The sequence below is a fragment of the Pantoea sp. UBA7232 genome, from assembly GCF_002473195.1.
Taxonomy (GTDB): Bacteria; Pseudomonadota; Gammaproteobacteria; order Enterobacterales; family Enterobacteriaceae; genus Pantoea; species Pantoea eucrina.
In genome coordinates this window covers 242,331-255,265 of sequence record NZ_DKTK01000018.1, presented here as the reverse complement: position 1 = coordinate 255,265, position 12,935 = coordinate 242,331, and the positions used below count along the sequence as shown (strand labels likewise).

Below are 12,935 nucleotides of genomic sequence, written 5' to 3'. Positions count from 1 at the left end.
CCTCAGGTGCCCGTTTTGCATCGCGAAAACGGAGGGCTCAGACAGCCGGTTTTTTTATCATGCTGAGTATAAACAGCACGGCGGCGCAGAGCACGACGGAGGGGCCGGCAGGAGTATCATAGGTGGCGGAGAATGTCAGGCCACCGGTCACGGCGATCAGTCCGGCGAGCGTTGCACAGCCCGCCATCTGTTCCGGAGAGCGCGAAAAGCGGCGCGCCGTTGCGGCAGGGATAATCAGCAGTGAGGTAATAATCAGCGCGCCGACAAACTTCATTGCGACGCCGATCGTCAGGGCGGTCACCAGCATCAGCATCAGCCGGGTACGCTGAATATTCACGCCGTCAACCTGCGCCAGCTCCGGACTGATGGTCATAGAGAGCAGGGCGCGCCACTGCCACGCCATCACCGCCAGTACAATGGCAACGCCACCGCCCATCAGCCAGAGATCGTCCGGCGTAATCGCCAGCAGGTCACCAAACAGGTAGGCCATAAGATCAACGCGGACCCCCTGCATCAGGCTGACCACGACCAGACCAAGCGAAAGCGCGCTGTGCGCCATAATCCCTAACAGCGTATCAATGGCCAGATGCGGGCGACGTTCCAGCCATACCAGGCCGAGCGCCAGACAGATTGTCACCAGGATAACCGCGTAGTAAGGATTAACGTTCAGCAGCAGGCCAAAAGCCACGCCCAGCAGCGAGGCGTGCGCCAGGGTATCGCCAAAGTAGGACATACGGCGCCAGACCACAAATGAGCCGAGCGGTCCGGCCGCCAGCGCCAGCAGCGCGCCGCCGAGCCAGCCGGGGAGTAATAATTCAATCATGACGGGCTGTTTCCTTTGCGTAAAACGATACGTCCCTGTAGGTCGTGACGATGGTTATGCTGATGCCGGTAAATGGCCAGCTGCTGTGCGCCGCGCGGACCAAACATGGCGATAAACTCAGGATGCTGTGACACCGCTTCCGGCGTACCGGAACAGCAAATATGGTGGTTAAGGCACAGCACTTCGTCGGTTTTCGCCATCACCAGATGCAGATCGTGTGAGACCATCAGCACGCCGCAGTTAAGTTCGCGTCGCAGCTGATCGATTAAATCGTAAAGCGCCACCTGACCGTTTACATCAACGCCCTGGGTCGGTTCATCCAGCACCAGCAGCTGCGGCTGGTTCAGCAGGGCGCGCGCCAGCAATACGCGCTGCGTTTCACCACCGGAGAGTTTCTGCAGCGGCGCCTGCAGCAGATGCCCGGCCTGTACGCGCTTCAGCGCCGGCAGGATATCGGCACGCCTGCTGCCGCCTGTCAGACGCATAAAGCGTTCTACGGTAACCGGCAGCGTGGGATCGATATGCAATTTTTGCGGCACGTAGCCAATACGCAGACCCGGCGCGCGCTGTACGCTGCCGCGGTCCGGCGTCAGCAGACCTAAAACCGTTCGCACCAGCGTTGACTTGCCGGCGCCGTTAGGGCCCAGCAGGGTCAGAATTTTACCAGGCTGAAGCGTCAGCGAGATACCTGCCAGCACATGGCGCTGAGCAAAGGTCACTGAAATATCATCAAGTGTAACAAGTGAAGACATATAATTTACGGGTTGCATTGAAATTAGAATGTTATAATATCACATTCCATCACCCAGTCACGATGGAATGACGCATTATGTTACACAATAAGCAGCGCCTGTTTTTTAACCTTTCTGCCACTGCCATTTTAGCCGCGCTTGCGCTTCCGGCCCACTCAGCGGTCGTCACGTCAATCAAACCGTTAGGATTTATCGCAGCTGCGATTTCAGAAGGCATTACGCCGGTTGAAGTATTGCTGCCGGATGGCGCCTCGGAACACGATTACGCACTCCGTCCTTCTGATGTAAAACGCATTAAAAACGCGGACTTAGTCATCTGGGTCGGGCCTGAAATGGAGGCTTTTCTGACTAAACCTGCCGCCGCTCTGCCCGCCAGCAGGAACCTGGAAATCGCCGCGCTGCCGGCGGTGAAATCTCAGCTGATTCGGGGCGGAGAAGATGAGGATGAGCACGAAGAAGGGCTCGCCTCAGATAAGTCCGAAGATCAGGACTCATCTCATACTCACCATCATCATGGTGAATATAACATGCACCTGTGGATGTCACCGAAGATTGCGCAAGAATCCGCTGTTGCAATCCACGGAAAATTATTGGAACTTATGCCCGAAAGCAAAGCCAAACTTGACGCCAATCTGCAGCAGTTTGAAGCAGCACTGGCCGAGACGGACAAACACATTGGCGCGCAGCTTGCGCCGGTGCGGAACAAGGGTTATTTCGTTTTTCACGACGCGTATAGCTATTTTGAGAAACACTACGGTTTGTCCCCCGCGGGGCATTTTACCGTCAATCCTGAAATCCAGCCTGGCGCTCAGCGTTTACATCAAATACGAACACAGTTGGTTGAGCAAAAAGCCGTATGCGTTTTTGCTGAGCCACAATTCAGGCCGGCGGTCATCGATGCCGTGTCACGTGGCACCAGCGTACGCAAAGGCACGCTGGATCCATTAGGCATGGGGATCAGCTTAACCAAAGACAGTTATGTGAAATTCCTCTCACAGCTGTCGAGCCAGTATGCGAGCTGCCTGAATGGAGCATAGAGGAAAAGATAAAAGTGCAGCAGATAGCCCGCTCTGTCGCCCTCGCATTTAATAATTTGCCGCGCCCCCACCGCGTTATGCTGGGGTCATTAACCGTTGTCACACTGGCCGTCGCTGTCTGGCGGCCGTATGTCTATCATCCCCATGACGTTGCGCCGATTGTCAAAGAGATTGCGCTGGATAAAAACGCATTGCGCACTCTGCTGCCGGAAGCCAGCGAGCCTATCGATCAAACCACGGCCGAACCTGAAGAGGATTTGCCGGCGGACGACATCGACAAAGATGTGCCTGACAATCCCGATCAGCATGACTACACCATTTCATCTGGCGATACGTTAAGCAGCGCGCTGAATCAGTATGGCATCGATCTCAGCGACATCAATGCGCTGGTCGCCAGTGATAAAGCGCTGCGCAATCTGCAGGTGGGCCAGCAGCTAAGCTGGACGCTGGATGCAGAAGGGCAGCTGCAGGCGTTTAGCTGGGAAATCAACCGCCGTGAAACCCGTACCTATGCGCGTCAGCCAAATGGCAGCTTCAGCATGCAGCAGGAGATGCAGAAAGGCGAATGGCAAAATAGCGTGCTGAAAGGGGAAGTGCGCGGCAGCTTTGCTGCCAGTGCGCAGCGTGCCGGTCTGAGCAGCGCTGAAACCAGCAACGTCATTAAAGCGATGCAGTGGCAGATGGATTTTCGCAAACTGCGTTCGGGCGATGAGTTCAGCGTGCTGATGTCGCGCGAGATGCTGGATGGTAAAAGTGCCCAGAGCCAGCTGCTGGGCGTGCGCGTGCGCAGCGGCGGCAAAGATTACTACGCCTTCCGCGCGGAAGATGGCAAGTTCTACGATCGCAGCGGTTCGGGTCTGGCGCGGGGCTTTATGCGCTTTCCAACGGTTAAGCAGTATCGCGTCTCTTCAAACTTTAACCCGCGCCGCCTCAACCCGGTAACCGGGCGCATCTCACCGCATAAAGGCGTCGACTTTGCGCTGCCGGTGGGGACACCGGTGCTGGCCGTCGGCGATGGCGAAGTGGTGGTGGCTAAAAATGGCGGGGCTGCGGGCAACTACGTGGCGATTCGTCACGGCCGTCAGTATATGACGCGCTATATGCACCTGAGCCGTGCGCTGGTAAAGCCGGGGCAGAAAGTTAAACGCGGCGATCGCATCGCGCTCTCGGGTAATACCGGGCGCTCAACCGGTCCTCACCTGCATTACGAGGTGTGGATTAATAATCAGGCTGTTAACCCGCTGACGGCGAAAATGCCGCGCATGGAAGGGCTGACCGGGAAAGATCGCAGTACCTACCTTGCACAGGTTAAAACCTGGCTGCCGCAGCTGGCGCTGTAAAAGTCCGGCGGCGAATAAACGTAAAACCGACGATTAATTCGTCGGTTTTTTGCTTTCAGGCGCGTGAAGATTGCAAAAATAGCTGCCGTCACTATTATTGAGCCGTCATTGTCAGAGGCGAGTGCATGGAAACCCGAAAAAAAAATAACAGCGAGTTTATTCCCGTTTTTCAACGTTCTTTTTTAAAACCTAAATACTGGGGAAGCTGGCTGGCGGTTGGTGCGCTGGCGGGCATGGCAATGCTGCCGCCACGCCTGCGCGATCCTGTACTGGGTAGCTTAGGCACCTTTGCCGGTAAGCTGGCAAAAAGTGCGCGGCGTCGTGCGCTGATCAATCTCTATTACTGCCTGCCGGAACTGAGTGAAGCGCAGCGCGAAGAGATTGCTGACCGCATGTTTGCTACCGCGCCGCAGGCGATGGCGATGATGGCAGAACTCGGCATGCGCAACCCGGAGCGGGTGCGTCAGCGGGTAGAGTGGCACGGCCGTGAAATTATTACCGACTTACAGAACAACAAAGAGAATGTGATCTTCCTGGTGCCGCACGGCTGGGGCGTGGATATTCCCGCCATGCTGCTGGCGTCGGAAGGGCAGAAGATGGCAGCGATGTTTCACAATCAGAGCGATCCGCTGATGGATTATCTGTGGAACACCGTACGCCGCCGGTTTGGTGGCCGTATGCATGCGCGCAACGACGGGATTAAGCCCTTTATCGCCTCAGTGCGTCAGGGCTACTACGGCTACTATCTGCCGGATCAGGATCACGGTGCTGAGCACAGCGAGTTTGTCGATTTCTTTGCAACCTACAAGGCTACGCTGCCGGCAGTGGGACGACTGATGAAAGTCTGCCGGGCGCGGGTAGTGCCGCTGTTTCCGGTATACAACAGTAAAACGCACCGCCTGGAGATCTACGTGCGGCCGCCGATGGACGATCTGGTGGATGCGGATGACACCAGGCTGGCACGCCGTATGAATGAAGAAGTGGAGATTTTTGTGCGGCCGCATCCGGAGCAATATACCTGGATCCTGAAGCTGCTGAAAACGCGTAAAGAGGGGGATATTGAGCCTTACCGGCGTAAAGATCTCTATCCGCGTAAGTAATTCTGTATGCTGCCGCTACCCGCAGTGCGTAGCGGCAGCGCACGGTTATACGACCTCTTCGACCCTGCTCAGTCGTCTGCGCTCACGCAGAAACAGCGTAACCAGCACAAACCACAGCAGACCCGCAGCAAAATTCAGTGTACTGAACCACGGCGTACCGCCGTGAAAATAGCCCGCTTTAGCCAGCTCAATGCCCGCTGCCAGCGTCAGGATGCTGATCATTCCCAGCATGGCGGCAATACTGCCTTTGCCTTCACTGCTGGCGTAAAGCGTCAGGCGATAGAGACCGGCATTCACCATGCCAGCCCCGAACGCGTAGAGACTGAGTCCGGCGGTTAACAGCAGGTAGGTGTGGCTGTTCATCAGGTTGGCAATCAGCGCTATGCCGAGTCCGATTAAGATGGGCCAGGCGGCCAGTTTCACTGGCTGTTCAATCGGTACGCGACCCGCCAGTTTGCCCAGCGTCAGATTGCCGGCAATCATAGCCAGAAACACCGGCAGCTGGAGCAGGGCATAGTGCATGCGCGACAGGCCCTCATCGTGCATAAGGATCACCGGTGACAGCGCCACCCACGTCAGAATGGGAATAAACACCAGGCCGATAGCAAAGGAACCGTACATCACCTGTTTGTCACGTGCCAGCCGGCCATAGCCGCGCGCCAGCACCGGCAGCGCAACGGAGCGACTGCGATCGCCTGCCGTTTCCGGCATGATGCGCCACAGCAAAATAAAGGCGATCACGCTGCAGATCGCAAACAGCCAGAACATACTGCGCCAGCTGCCTGCGGTAAGCCATGCCGCCCCGGCCAGCGGACCGGCCAGCGGCGCCAGCAGCGCCACATTCGCCATCAGGGCCATTACCCGCACCGCGAGCGCCTCTTCAAACGCTTCCTGTACCGCCGCATAGCTGACGGCGCCAATAAAGCAGAGGCTGATGCCCTGAATGAAGCGCAGCGTGACAAACTGCTCAATTGTGCTGACCCAGGTGGTAAGGATGCAGGCCAGCACAAAAAACAGGATGCCGGAAAGCAATACCGGACGCCGGCCATACTTATCTGATAGCGGGCCCAGCAGCCACTGCAGCACCACGCCGCCCATCAGATAGGCAGTCAGAGAGGTGGAGACCCACTGCGGGCCGACTGCAAACTCCTGCGTGACCAGCAGCATGCCGGGCTGGATCATGTCATGAGCGATATAAGTAGCGAACTCAAACAGGACCAGCGCCAGTGGAAACAGCAGCGTACGTCCGGTTAAGCGGGCAATAGGTTGGTAGCGGGCCATCAAGCCTCCCTGAAAATGCAAAATAAAACGCGACCGCCAGAGCAGTCGCGTTTGTCCATTTTTACAGCCGCTACGCTTAACGCGTCGGCGTTAGTCGACGCGCAGCACGCGGCTGGTGTTGGTGGTGCCGGTTGCGCCCATCACATCACCCTGGGTGACAATCACCAGGTCGCCGGAGACGAGGAAACCTTTATCGCGCAGCAGATTTACCGCGTCGTGGGCGGCAGCCACACCGTCGTTGTTGCTGTCAAAATAGACCGGCGTCACGCCGCGATAGAGAGCGGTCAGGTTTAGCGTACGCTCATGGCGCGACATCGCAAAAATCGGCAAACCTGACGTGATACGTGACGTCATCAGCGCGGTACGGCCTGATTCGGTCATGGTAATAATGGCAGAAACACCCTGCAGATGGTTTGCTGCATACATAGCTGACATCGCGATCGCTTCTTCGACGTTGTCAAACTGTACGTCCAGGCGATGTTTGGAGACGTTTACGCTTGGGATCTTTTCAGCGCCGAGGCAGACTTTCGCCATCGCAGAAACGGTTTCCGCCGGATATTGCCCGGCTGCGGTTTCCGCTGACAGCATCACGGCGTCAGTACCATCCAGCACGGCGTTGGCCACATCCATCACTTCCGCACGGGTTGGCATGGGATTGGTGATCATCGATTCCATCATCTGCGTGGCGGTAATGATGGTGCGGTTCAGCTGACGGGCGCGACGGATCAGCGCTTTCTGAATACCAACCAGTTCCGGATCGCCGATTTCAACGCCCAGATCGCCGCGCGCCACCATGACAACGTCAGACGCGAGGATAATATCATCCATTGCTTCCTGTGTCGCAACCGCTTCTGCGCGCTCCACTTTGGCCACCAGCTTTGCATCACAGCCGGCGTCGCGAGCCAGACGACGGGCGTAGTTCATATCTTCGCCATTGCGCGGGAATGACACCGCCAGATAATCAACGCCGATTTTTGCCGCCGTGACGATATCCAGCTTATCTTTTTCAGTCAGCGCTTCGGCAGAGAGGCCGCCGCCCAGCTTGTTGATACCTTTGTTATTAGAGAGCGGACCACCGACGGTAACTTCAGTGAAGACTTTCACATCCTGCACCTCCAGCACCTTCAGCTGTACGCGGCCATCATCGAGCAGCAGAATATCGCCCGGCACGACATCTTCCGGCAATCCTTTGTAATCGATGCCGACTTTTTCTTTGTCGCCTTCACCTTTGCTCAGGTTCGCATCAAGCAGAAAACGATCGCCGACACTGAGAAATACTTTCCCTTCTTTAAACGTAGAGACGCGGATTTTTGGCCCCTGCAGGTCGCCGAGAATCGCCACGTGACGCCCCAGCTTGGCGGCTATCTGACGTACGCGATCGGCGCGCTGCTGGTGATCTTCGGGCGTGCCGTGGGAGAAATTAAGGCGTACTACGTTAGCGCCTGCCGCGATGATTTTTTCAAGGTTATTGTCGCGGTCGGTTGCCGGGCCGAGGGTAGTAACAATCTTGGTTCTTCTGAGACGACGTGACGGGGATTTTGAGATGAAAGCTGTAGGGCTGGTCATTCGGTGATCCTTTTATTCTATCTGAGTGATTGGCATTAAATTTACAATGCGCGTGTCTCTGTTTGGCTATTGATACTGCTTCCAGGGTGTTGACGCAAAAGGGCTTGAAGTATTAACGCCAGGTAAACGCTTACACCTAAGGTACACCAAATGTCTGACCCTGTTAAGATGGGTCTGCTTTGTCAAAGTGCGGAGCGATCTATCACGCTAAAACGCGGCACAGGATAACCCCGGTTTTGCTTGCGCATTTTTAGCATCGGTATAACACGGCTGCATAGCAGAGCTAAAATGCGCCCGAACGGCACCGCACAGACATGAAAGCGCTTACATCACCTTGATTTAGTAAAAATTTGCTCTGTGAAGCACACCTTCGCGCAGCGGCAGATAAATGCGAAGCTGAATTCTTTGTCATACTTCTGCAGGCCCCGTCTGTAATGACTGACGTAAACCCTGGTCAGGGACGCCGGCCTGTTGGTTACGCGACGTCGCGATGAACAGCGGGACGCTCGCTTGTCCTGGCGCGGCGAAAAAAGTACATTGTGCCGTAAGAACATGACAATAAAGGTCCGGGATGGTGAGGATGCACATCCGGGAGATCCTGCAACGAGGAGAGGAAAATGGCGGTAACACAAACAGCCCAGGCATGCGATCTGGTGATTTTCGGTGCCAAAGGCGATCTTGCACGCCGTAAACTGTTGCCTTCGCTTTATCAGCTGGAGAAAGCTGGTCAGATCCACGAAACCACCCGTATTATCGGAGTAGGACGTGCGGAGTGGGATAAAGCGGCTTATACCAAAGTGGTACGCGAGGCGCTGGAAACCTTCATGAAAGAGAAGATTGATGAAGCGCTGTGGGATAAGCTCAGCGGCCGTCTCGACTTCTGTAACCTCGATGTGAACGATACAACGCATTTCACCAAACTGGGTAAAATGCTCGATCAAAAAGAGCGCGTAACCATTAACTACTTTGCTATGCCACCGAGCACGTTCGGTGCCATTTGTGAAGGGCTTGGCGCAGCGAAGCTGAACGCAAAACCTGCCCGCGTGGTAATGGAAAAGCCGCTGGGTACCTCGCTGGAAACCTCGCGTGAAATCAACGACAGCGTGGGTAAATTCTTTGACGAGAGCCAGGTGTTCCGTATTGACCACTATCTGGGCAAAGAGACGGTGCTGAATCTGCTGGCGCTGCGCTTTGCTAACTCAATCTTTGTGAATAACTGGGACAACCGCACCATCGACCACGTGCAGATCACCGTGGCAGAGGAGGTGGGGATTGAAGGCCGCTGGGGTTATTTTGATAAAGCGGGCCAGATGCGCGACATGATTCAGAACCACCTGCTGCAGGTACTGACCATGATTGCTATGTCACCGCCCTCCGATCTCAGTGCAGATGCAATCCGCGATGAGAAAGTAAAAGTACTGCGTTCACTGCGCCGGATCGATCAAACCAACGTGCGTGAAAAAACCGTACGCGGTCAGTACACGGCAGGATTTGTACAGGGTAAAAAAGTACCGGGCTATCTGGAAGAGGAGGGCGCTAACAAGCAGAGCGCAACCGAGACTTTTGTGGCTATTCGCGTTGATATTGATAACTGGCGCTGGGCGGGTGTACCTTTCTACCTGCGCACCGGCAAACGTCTGCCTTCCAAATGCTCTGAGGTCGTCGTCTATTTCAAGAACCCGGAGATGAACCTGTTCAAAGACTCCTATTCTGAACTGCCGCAGAACAAACTCACTATTCGTCTGCAGCCGGATGAAGGTGTGGATATCGAGATCCTTAACAAAGTACCAGGGCTGGATCACAAGCATAAGCTGCAGACCACTAAGCTGGATCTGAGCTATTCAGAAACCTTTAATCAGTCACATCTGGCGGATGCCTATGAGCGTCTGCTGCTGGAATCAATGCGCGGCATTCAGGCGCTGTTTGTCCGTCGCGATGAGGTAGAAGCAGCATGGGGCTGGGTGGATTCAATTATCGAGGCCTGGAATGCGGATGGCGACGCCTCTAAACCGTATCAGGCAGGCACCTGGGGCCCGGTGGCTTCCGTTGCGATGATCACCCGCGACGGCCGTTCATGGAACGAATTTAGCGAGTAATCGCCCGTTGTACGGATGCGCCATTCAGACTCAACCAATACCTCTGCCATGCAGGGGTATTTTTTTGCGCAGCGCGTGCCAACGCCCATAGCAGAGAGAGTCCACAGCAGCATCACCACGTGGTGTTGCATAGACGCAAAGCCGTTTTATCTTGTATGGTAAAGCGCTAATGATGAGAACGCAGCCGTCGGGGCTGCGGTGACCAGGGAAACCTCATGAAGAACTGGAAGATAAGTGCAGAGCAGGTGCTGAGCACCGGGCCGGTCGTGCCGGTTATTGTAGTAAAGCAGCCTGAGCACGCTGTGCCGATGGCAAAAGCGCTGGTCGCAGGCGGTATCCGGGTGCTGGAGGTGACGCTGCGTACGCCGGTTGCGATGGATGCGCTGCGCGCCATTATTCGTGAGGTGCCGGAAGCGATTGTGGGCGCCGGTACGGTTATCAATACGCAGCAGCTGAAAGAGGTCACGGATGCAGGCGCGCAGTTTGTGATAAGCCCGGGACTGACCGAGTCGCTGCTCCGGGCCGCAACAGAGGGGCCGGTACCGCTGATCCCGGGGATCAGCACCGTGTCAGAGCTGATGATGGGTATGGATCATGGCCTGCGCGAATTCAAGTTCTTCCCGGCTGAAGCCAGCGGCGGCGTAAAGGCGCTTTCCGCGCTTGCCGGACCTTTTCCGCAGGTACGGTTTTGCCCGACCGGCGGCATTTCACCGGCAAACTATCGTGACTATCTGGCGCTGAAAAGCGTGCTGTGTATCGGCGGCTCGTGGCTGGTACCGGATGAGGCGCTGCAGCAGGGCGACTGGGAGCGGATTACGCAGCTGGCGCGTGAGGCGATAGCGGGCGCGCGGTAGCCCGGGAAGCAGATATCTGGCAGCAGGCGTATGGCCTGCTGCCAGCGCTGTCAGCCTTCGGCGGTTATCGCTGCCGCACTGGCGACGGCGCGCGCTACCGCCTCTTCCGTGCTCTCTCCGGTTGCCAGCGCAACGCCCAGGCGACGCTGTCCGCTGATCTCCGGTTTACCAAACAGGCGCAGCTGCAGGCCCGCGCCCAGCGCGGCATCAACGTGTGCAAAGCGCACATCCTGACTCTCCAGCTGCGGCAGGATCACGGCTGACGCCGCCGGTCCATACTGGCGAATAGTGCCGATCGGCAGCCCGAGAAACGCCCGCACGTGCAGAGCGAACTCAGAGAGATCCTGAGAAATCAGCGTCACCATGCCGGTATCATGCGGGCGGGGCGACACTTCGCTGAACACCACCTCATCACCGCAAACGAACAGCTCAACGCCAAACAGGCCATATCCACCCAGCGCGTTTACCACGCTGGCCGCAATCTCCTGCGCCCGTGCGAGGGCAGCGGCGCTCATCTGCTGCGGCTGCCAGGATTCGCGGTAATCTCCCTCCTCCTGGCGATGGCCGATCGGGGCGCAGAAGTGGATGCCGTCAACGGCGCTGACCGTCAGCAGCGTAATTTCGAAATCGAATCTGACCACGCCTTCAACAATCACCCGGCCGGCACCGGCACGGCCACCCTGCTGGGCATAATCCCACGCCTGCTGCAGCGCGTCCGCGCTGCGAATAAAGCTCTGACCTTTGCCGGATGAACTCATCACCGGCTTAATGATGCAGGGAAACCCTATCGCTTCTGCTGCGGTAAAAAAGTGCGCCTGGCTGTCGGCAAACTGATAGCGTGAGGTGGGCAGGTTCAGTTCTTCGGCGGCCAGACGACGGATCCCCTCCCGGTTCATGGTCAGGCGTGCGGCGCGAGCGGTCGGCACCACTTTCTGCCCCCGGGCTTCAAGCTCAACCAGCGTATCGGTGGCAATCGCCTCAATTTCCGGCACCACAAAGTGCGGCTGTTCACGGGCGATCAGTGCAGCCAGCGCCTCGCCATCCAGCATATTGATTACGTGGCTGCGATGCGCAACCTGCATCGCCGGCGCATCGGCATAGCGATCGACGGCGATCACTTCCACACCTAAACGCTGGCACTCCAGCGCGACCTCTTTACCCAGCTCGCCTGAGCCCAGCAGCATAACGCGCGTGGCACCGGGTCGCAGTGCCGTTCCGAGAGTTGTCATACCTGTCACCTTAGCAGTCAAAAAAGCGCCAGCAGTATATACGAAAACGTTTGCGCGCTCACGTTTTACGCCGGTAAAGATTTTCCGTACTTTGCCCGCTCTGACATTTTCTGACGCAGGTTGCGCCAGGATAAAGCGGGCTAACTTAAACGGGAGTTAAACAATGAATCAGTGGCTGCAGCAGCTTCAGACGGTTCTGGCAAAGAAAAAGGGCGGGACTTCCGGGTTGGGTGACCTCCTGGGGCCCGGGGCACTGGGTGGGCTGGCAGGCGTGCTGGCGGGCAGCAAATCGTCACGTAAGCTGCTGACAAAATTTGGCGGCAAGGCGCTACTGCTGGGCGGCGGTGCGGCAGCCGGTGCGCTGTTATGGAATAAATATAAAGATCGTATCCGCACAGCGTATCCGCCCGCATCCGGCACTGACGGGCAACAGACGCCGCCTGACCAGCGCGCAGAGCGGCTGATCGCTGCACTGGTATTTGCGGCCAAAAGTGATGGTCATATTGATGAGGCTGAACAGGCTGCAATTGAGAAACAGATTCAGCAGGCGGGCTATGGCGCGCAGGCGGAAAGCCTGATTAAGCAGGCGATGGCGCGTCCGCTCGATCCGCAGTGGCTGGCGGCTGGAGTAAAAAATGAAGAGGAGGCGCTGGAACTCTACGTGCTCAGCTGTGCAGCTGTCGATATCGACCACTTTATGGAGCGCAGTTATCTCACCGCGCTGGGCGATGCGCTGAATATTCCGGAGGATGTTCGTGACGGGATCCAGCGAGACATCGCCGCAGAATCTGCTGGCTGAGAGGTCGGAAACAGCTGCGCCTGCGGCAGTTCTGGCATTCCCGCCTGATTGGTGCCAC

11 protein-coding genes are annotated in these 12,935 nt (G+C 56.8%); 6 read left to right on the top strand and 5 right to left on the bottom strand.

The genetic code is table 11. From position 1 onward, the window contains the following. Positions 1-37: 37 nt before the first annotated feature. A complete protein-coding gene (znuB, locus tag B4056_RS15685) occupies positions 38-823 on the bottom strand; it encodes a zinc ABC transporter permease subunit ZnuB (RefSeq protein ID WP_094111065.1) in 786 nt (261 codons plus the stop codon). Continuing rightward, positions 820-1,575 carry a zinc ABC transporter ATP-binding protein ZnuC gene (gene znuC / locus B4056_RS15680; protein WP_094111066.1) on the bottom strand — a complete coding sequence of 252 codons (756 nt, stop codon included), beginning with the start codon at positions 1,573-1,575 and terminating at the stop codon, positions 820-822. The genes znuB and znuC overlap by 4 nt, the downstream gene beginning before the upstream one ends. 77 nt (positions 1,576-1,652) lie before the next feature. Here znuC and znuA point away from each other — a divergent pair, with 77 nt between their 5' ends. From znuA to lpxM, 3 genes are all read left to right on the top strand, one after another. Further along, positions 1,653-2,612, top strand: coding sequence for a zinc ABC transporter substrate-binding protein ZnuA (gene znuA / locus B4056_RS15675; protein WP_094111067.1), 960 nt, complete (start codon positions 1,653-1,655; stop codon positions 2,610-2,612). Positions 2,613-2,626: 14 nt separating this feature from the next. Next, positions 2,627-3,952 (top strand): murein DD-endopeptidase MepM, encoded by a 1,326-nt coding sequence (gene mepM / locus B4056_RS15670; RefSeq protein WP_071668885.1) that lies wholly within the window; start codon positions 2,627-2,629, stop codon positions 3,950-3,952. Positions 3,953-4,077: 125 nt separating this feature from the next. Then, entirely contained in the window at positions 4,078-5,052 is a 975-nt protein-coding gene (gene lpxM, locus B4056_RS15665) for a lauroyl-Kdo(2)-lipid IV(A) myristoyltransferase (RefSeq protein ID WP_150034342.1), read from the top strand. A 45-nt stretch (positions 5,053-5,097) separates the two neighbouring features. On the opposite strand, the gene B4056_RS15660 is transcribed toward lpxM, so the two are convergent. Both B4056_RS15660 and pyk read right to left on the bottom strand, forming a co-directional pair. Then, positions 5,098-6,333 carry an MFS transporter gene (locus B4056_RS15660; RefSeq protein ID WP_094111069.1) on the bottom strand — a complete coding sequence of 412 codons (1,236 nt, stop codon included), beginning with the start codon at positions 6,331-6,333 and terminating at the stop codon, positions 5,098-5,100. A 90-nt stretch (positions 6,334-6,423) separates the two neighbouring features. Next, the gene (pyk, locus tag B4056_RS15655) at positions 6,424-7,899 is read right to left on the bottom strand and encodes a pyruvate kinase (protein ID WP_052246499.1); all 1,476 of its coding nucleotides are present in this window, start codon (positions 7,897-7,899) and stop codon (positions 6,424-6,426) included. A 617-nt stretch (positions 7,900-8,516) separates the two neighbouring features. On the opposite strand from pyk, the gene zwf reads away from it, so the two are divergent. Both zwf and B4056_RS15645 read left to right on the top strand, forming a co-directional pair. Next, positions 8,517-9,995, top strand: coding sequence for a glucose-6-phosphate dehydrogenase (gene zwf / locus B4056_RS15650; RefSeq protein ID WP_071668883.1), 1,479 nt, complete (start codon positions 8,517-8,519; stop codon positions 9,993-9,995). Positions 9,996-10,210: 215 nt separating this feature from the next. Further along, the gene (locus B4056_RS15645; protein ID WP_094111070.1) at positions 10,211-10,849 is read left to right on the top strand and encodes a bifunctional 4-hydroxy-2-oxoglutarate aldolase/2-dehydro-3-deoxy-phosphogluconate aldolase; all 639 of its coding nucleotides are present in this window, start codon (positions 10,211-10,213) and stop codon (positions 10,847-10,849) included. Positions 10,850-10,899: 50 nt separating this feature from the next. Here B4056_RS15645 and purT read toward each other — a convergent pair whose 3' ends face one another. Next, entirely contained in the window at positions 10,900-12,078 is a 1,179-nt protein-coding gene (gene purT / locus B4056_RS15640) for a formate-dependent phosphoribosylglycinamide formyltransferase (protein ID WP_288655241.1), read from the bottom strand. A 163-nt stretch (positions 12,079-12,241) separates the two neighbouring features. Here purT and B4056_RS15635 point away from each other — a divergent pair, with 163 nt between their 5' ends. Continuing rightward, on the top strand, positions 12,242-12,877 hold the full coding sequence (locus B4056_RS15635) for a tellurite resistance TerB family protein (RefSeq protein WP_094111071.1): 636 nt from the start codon (positions 12,242-12,244) through the stop codon (positions 12,875-12,877). Positions 12,878-12,935 lie beyond the last annotated feature (58 nt).

What these genes read in the sequence shown, in the direction of transcription:
- znuB (WP_094111065.1), bottom strand. Translation starts at nt 823, where the DNA reads ATGATTGAATTATTACTCCCCGGCTGGCTCGGCGGCGCGCTGCTGGCG.
- znuC (WP_094111066.1), bottom strand. Translation starts at nt 1,575, where the DNA reads ATGTCTTCACTTGTTACACTTGATGATATTTCAGTGACCTTTGCTCAG.
- znuA (WP_094111067.1), top strand. Translation starts at nt 1,653, where the DNA reads ATGTTACACAATAAGCAGCGCCTGTTTTTTAACCTTTCTGCCACTGCC.
- lpxM (WP_150034342.1), top strand. Translation starts at nt 4,078, where the DNA reads ATGGAAACCCGAAAAAAAAATAACAGCGAGTTTATTCCCGTTTTTCAA.
- B4056_RS15660 (WP_094111069.1), bottom strand. Translation starts at nt 6,333, where the DNA reads ATGGCCCGCTACCAACCTATTGCCCGCTTAACCGGACGTACGCTGCTG.
- pyk (WP_052246499.1), bottom strand. Translation starts at nt 7,899, where the DNA reads ATGACCAGCCCTACAGCTTTCATCTCAAAATCCCCGTCACGTCGTCTC.
- zwf (WP_071668883.1), top strand. Translation starts at nt 8,517, where the DNA reads ATGGCGGTAACACAAACAGCCCAGGCATGCGATCTGGTGATTTTCGGT.
- B4056_RS15645 (WP_094111070.1), top strand. Translation starts at nt 10,211, where the DNA reads ATGAAGAACTGGAAGATAAGTGCAGAGCAGGTGCTGAGCACCGGGCCG.
- purT (WP_288655241.1), bottom strand. Translation starts at nt 12,078, where the DNA reads ATGACAACTCTCGGAACGGCACTGCGACCCGGTGCCACGCGCGTTATG.
- B4056_RS15635 (WP_094111071.1), top strand. Translation starts at nt 12,242, where the DNA reads ATGAATCAGTGGCTGCAGCAGCTTCAGACGGTTCTGGCAAAGAAAAAG.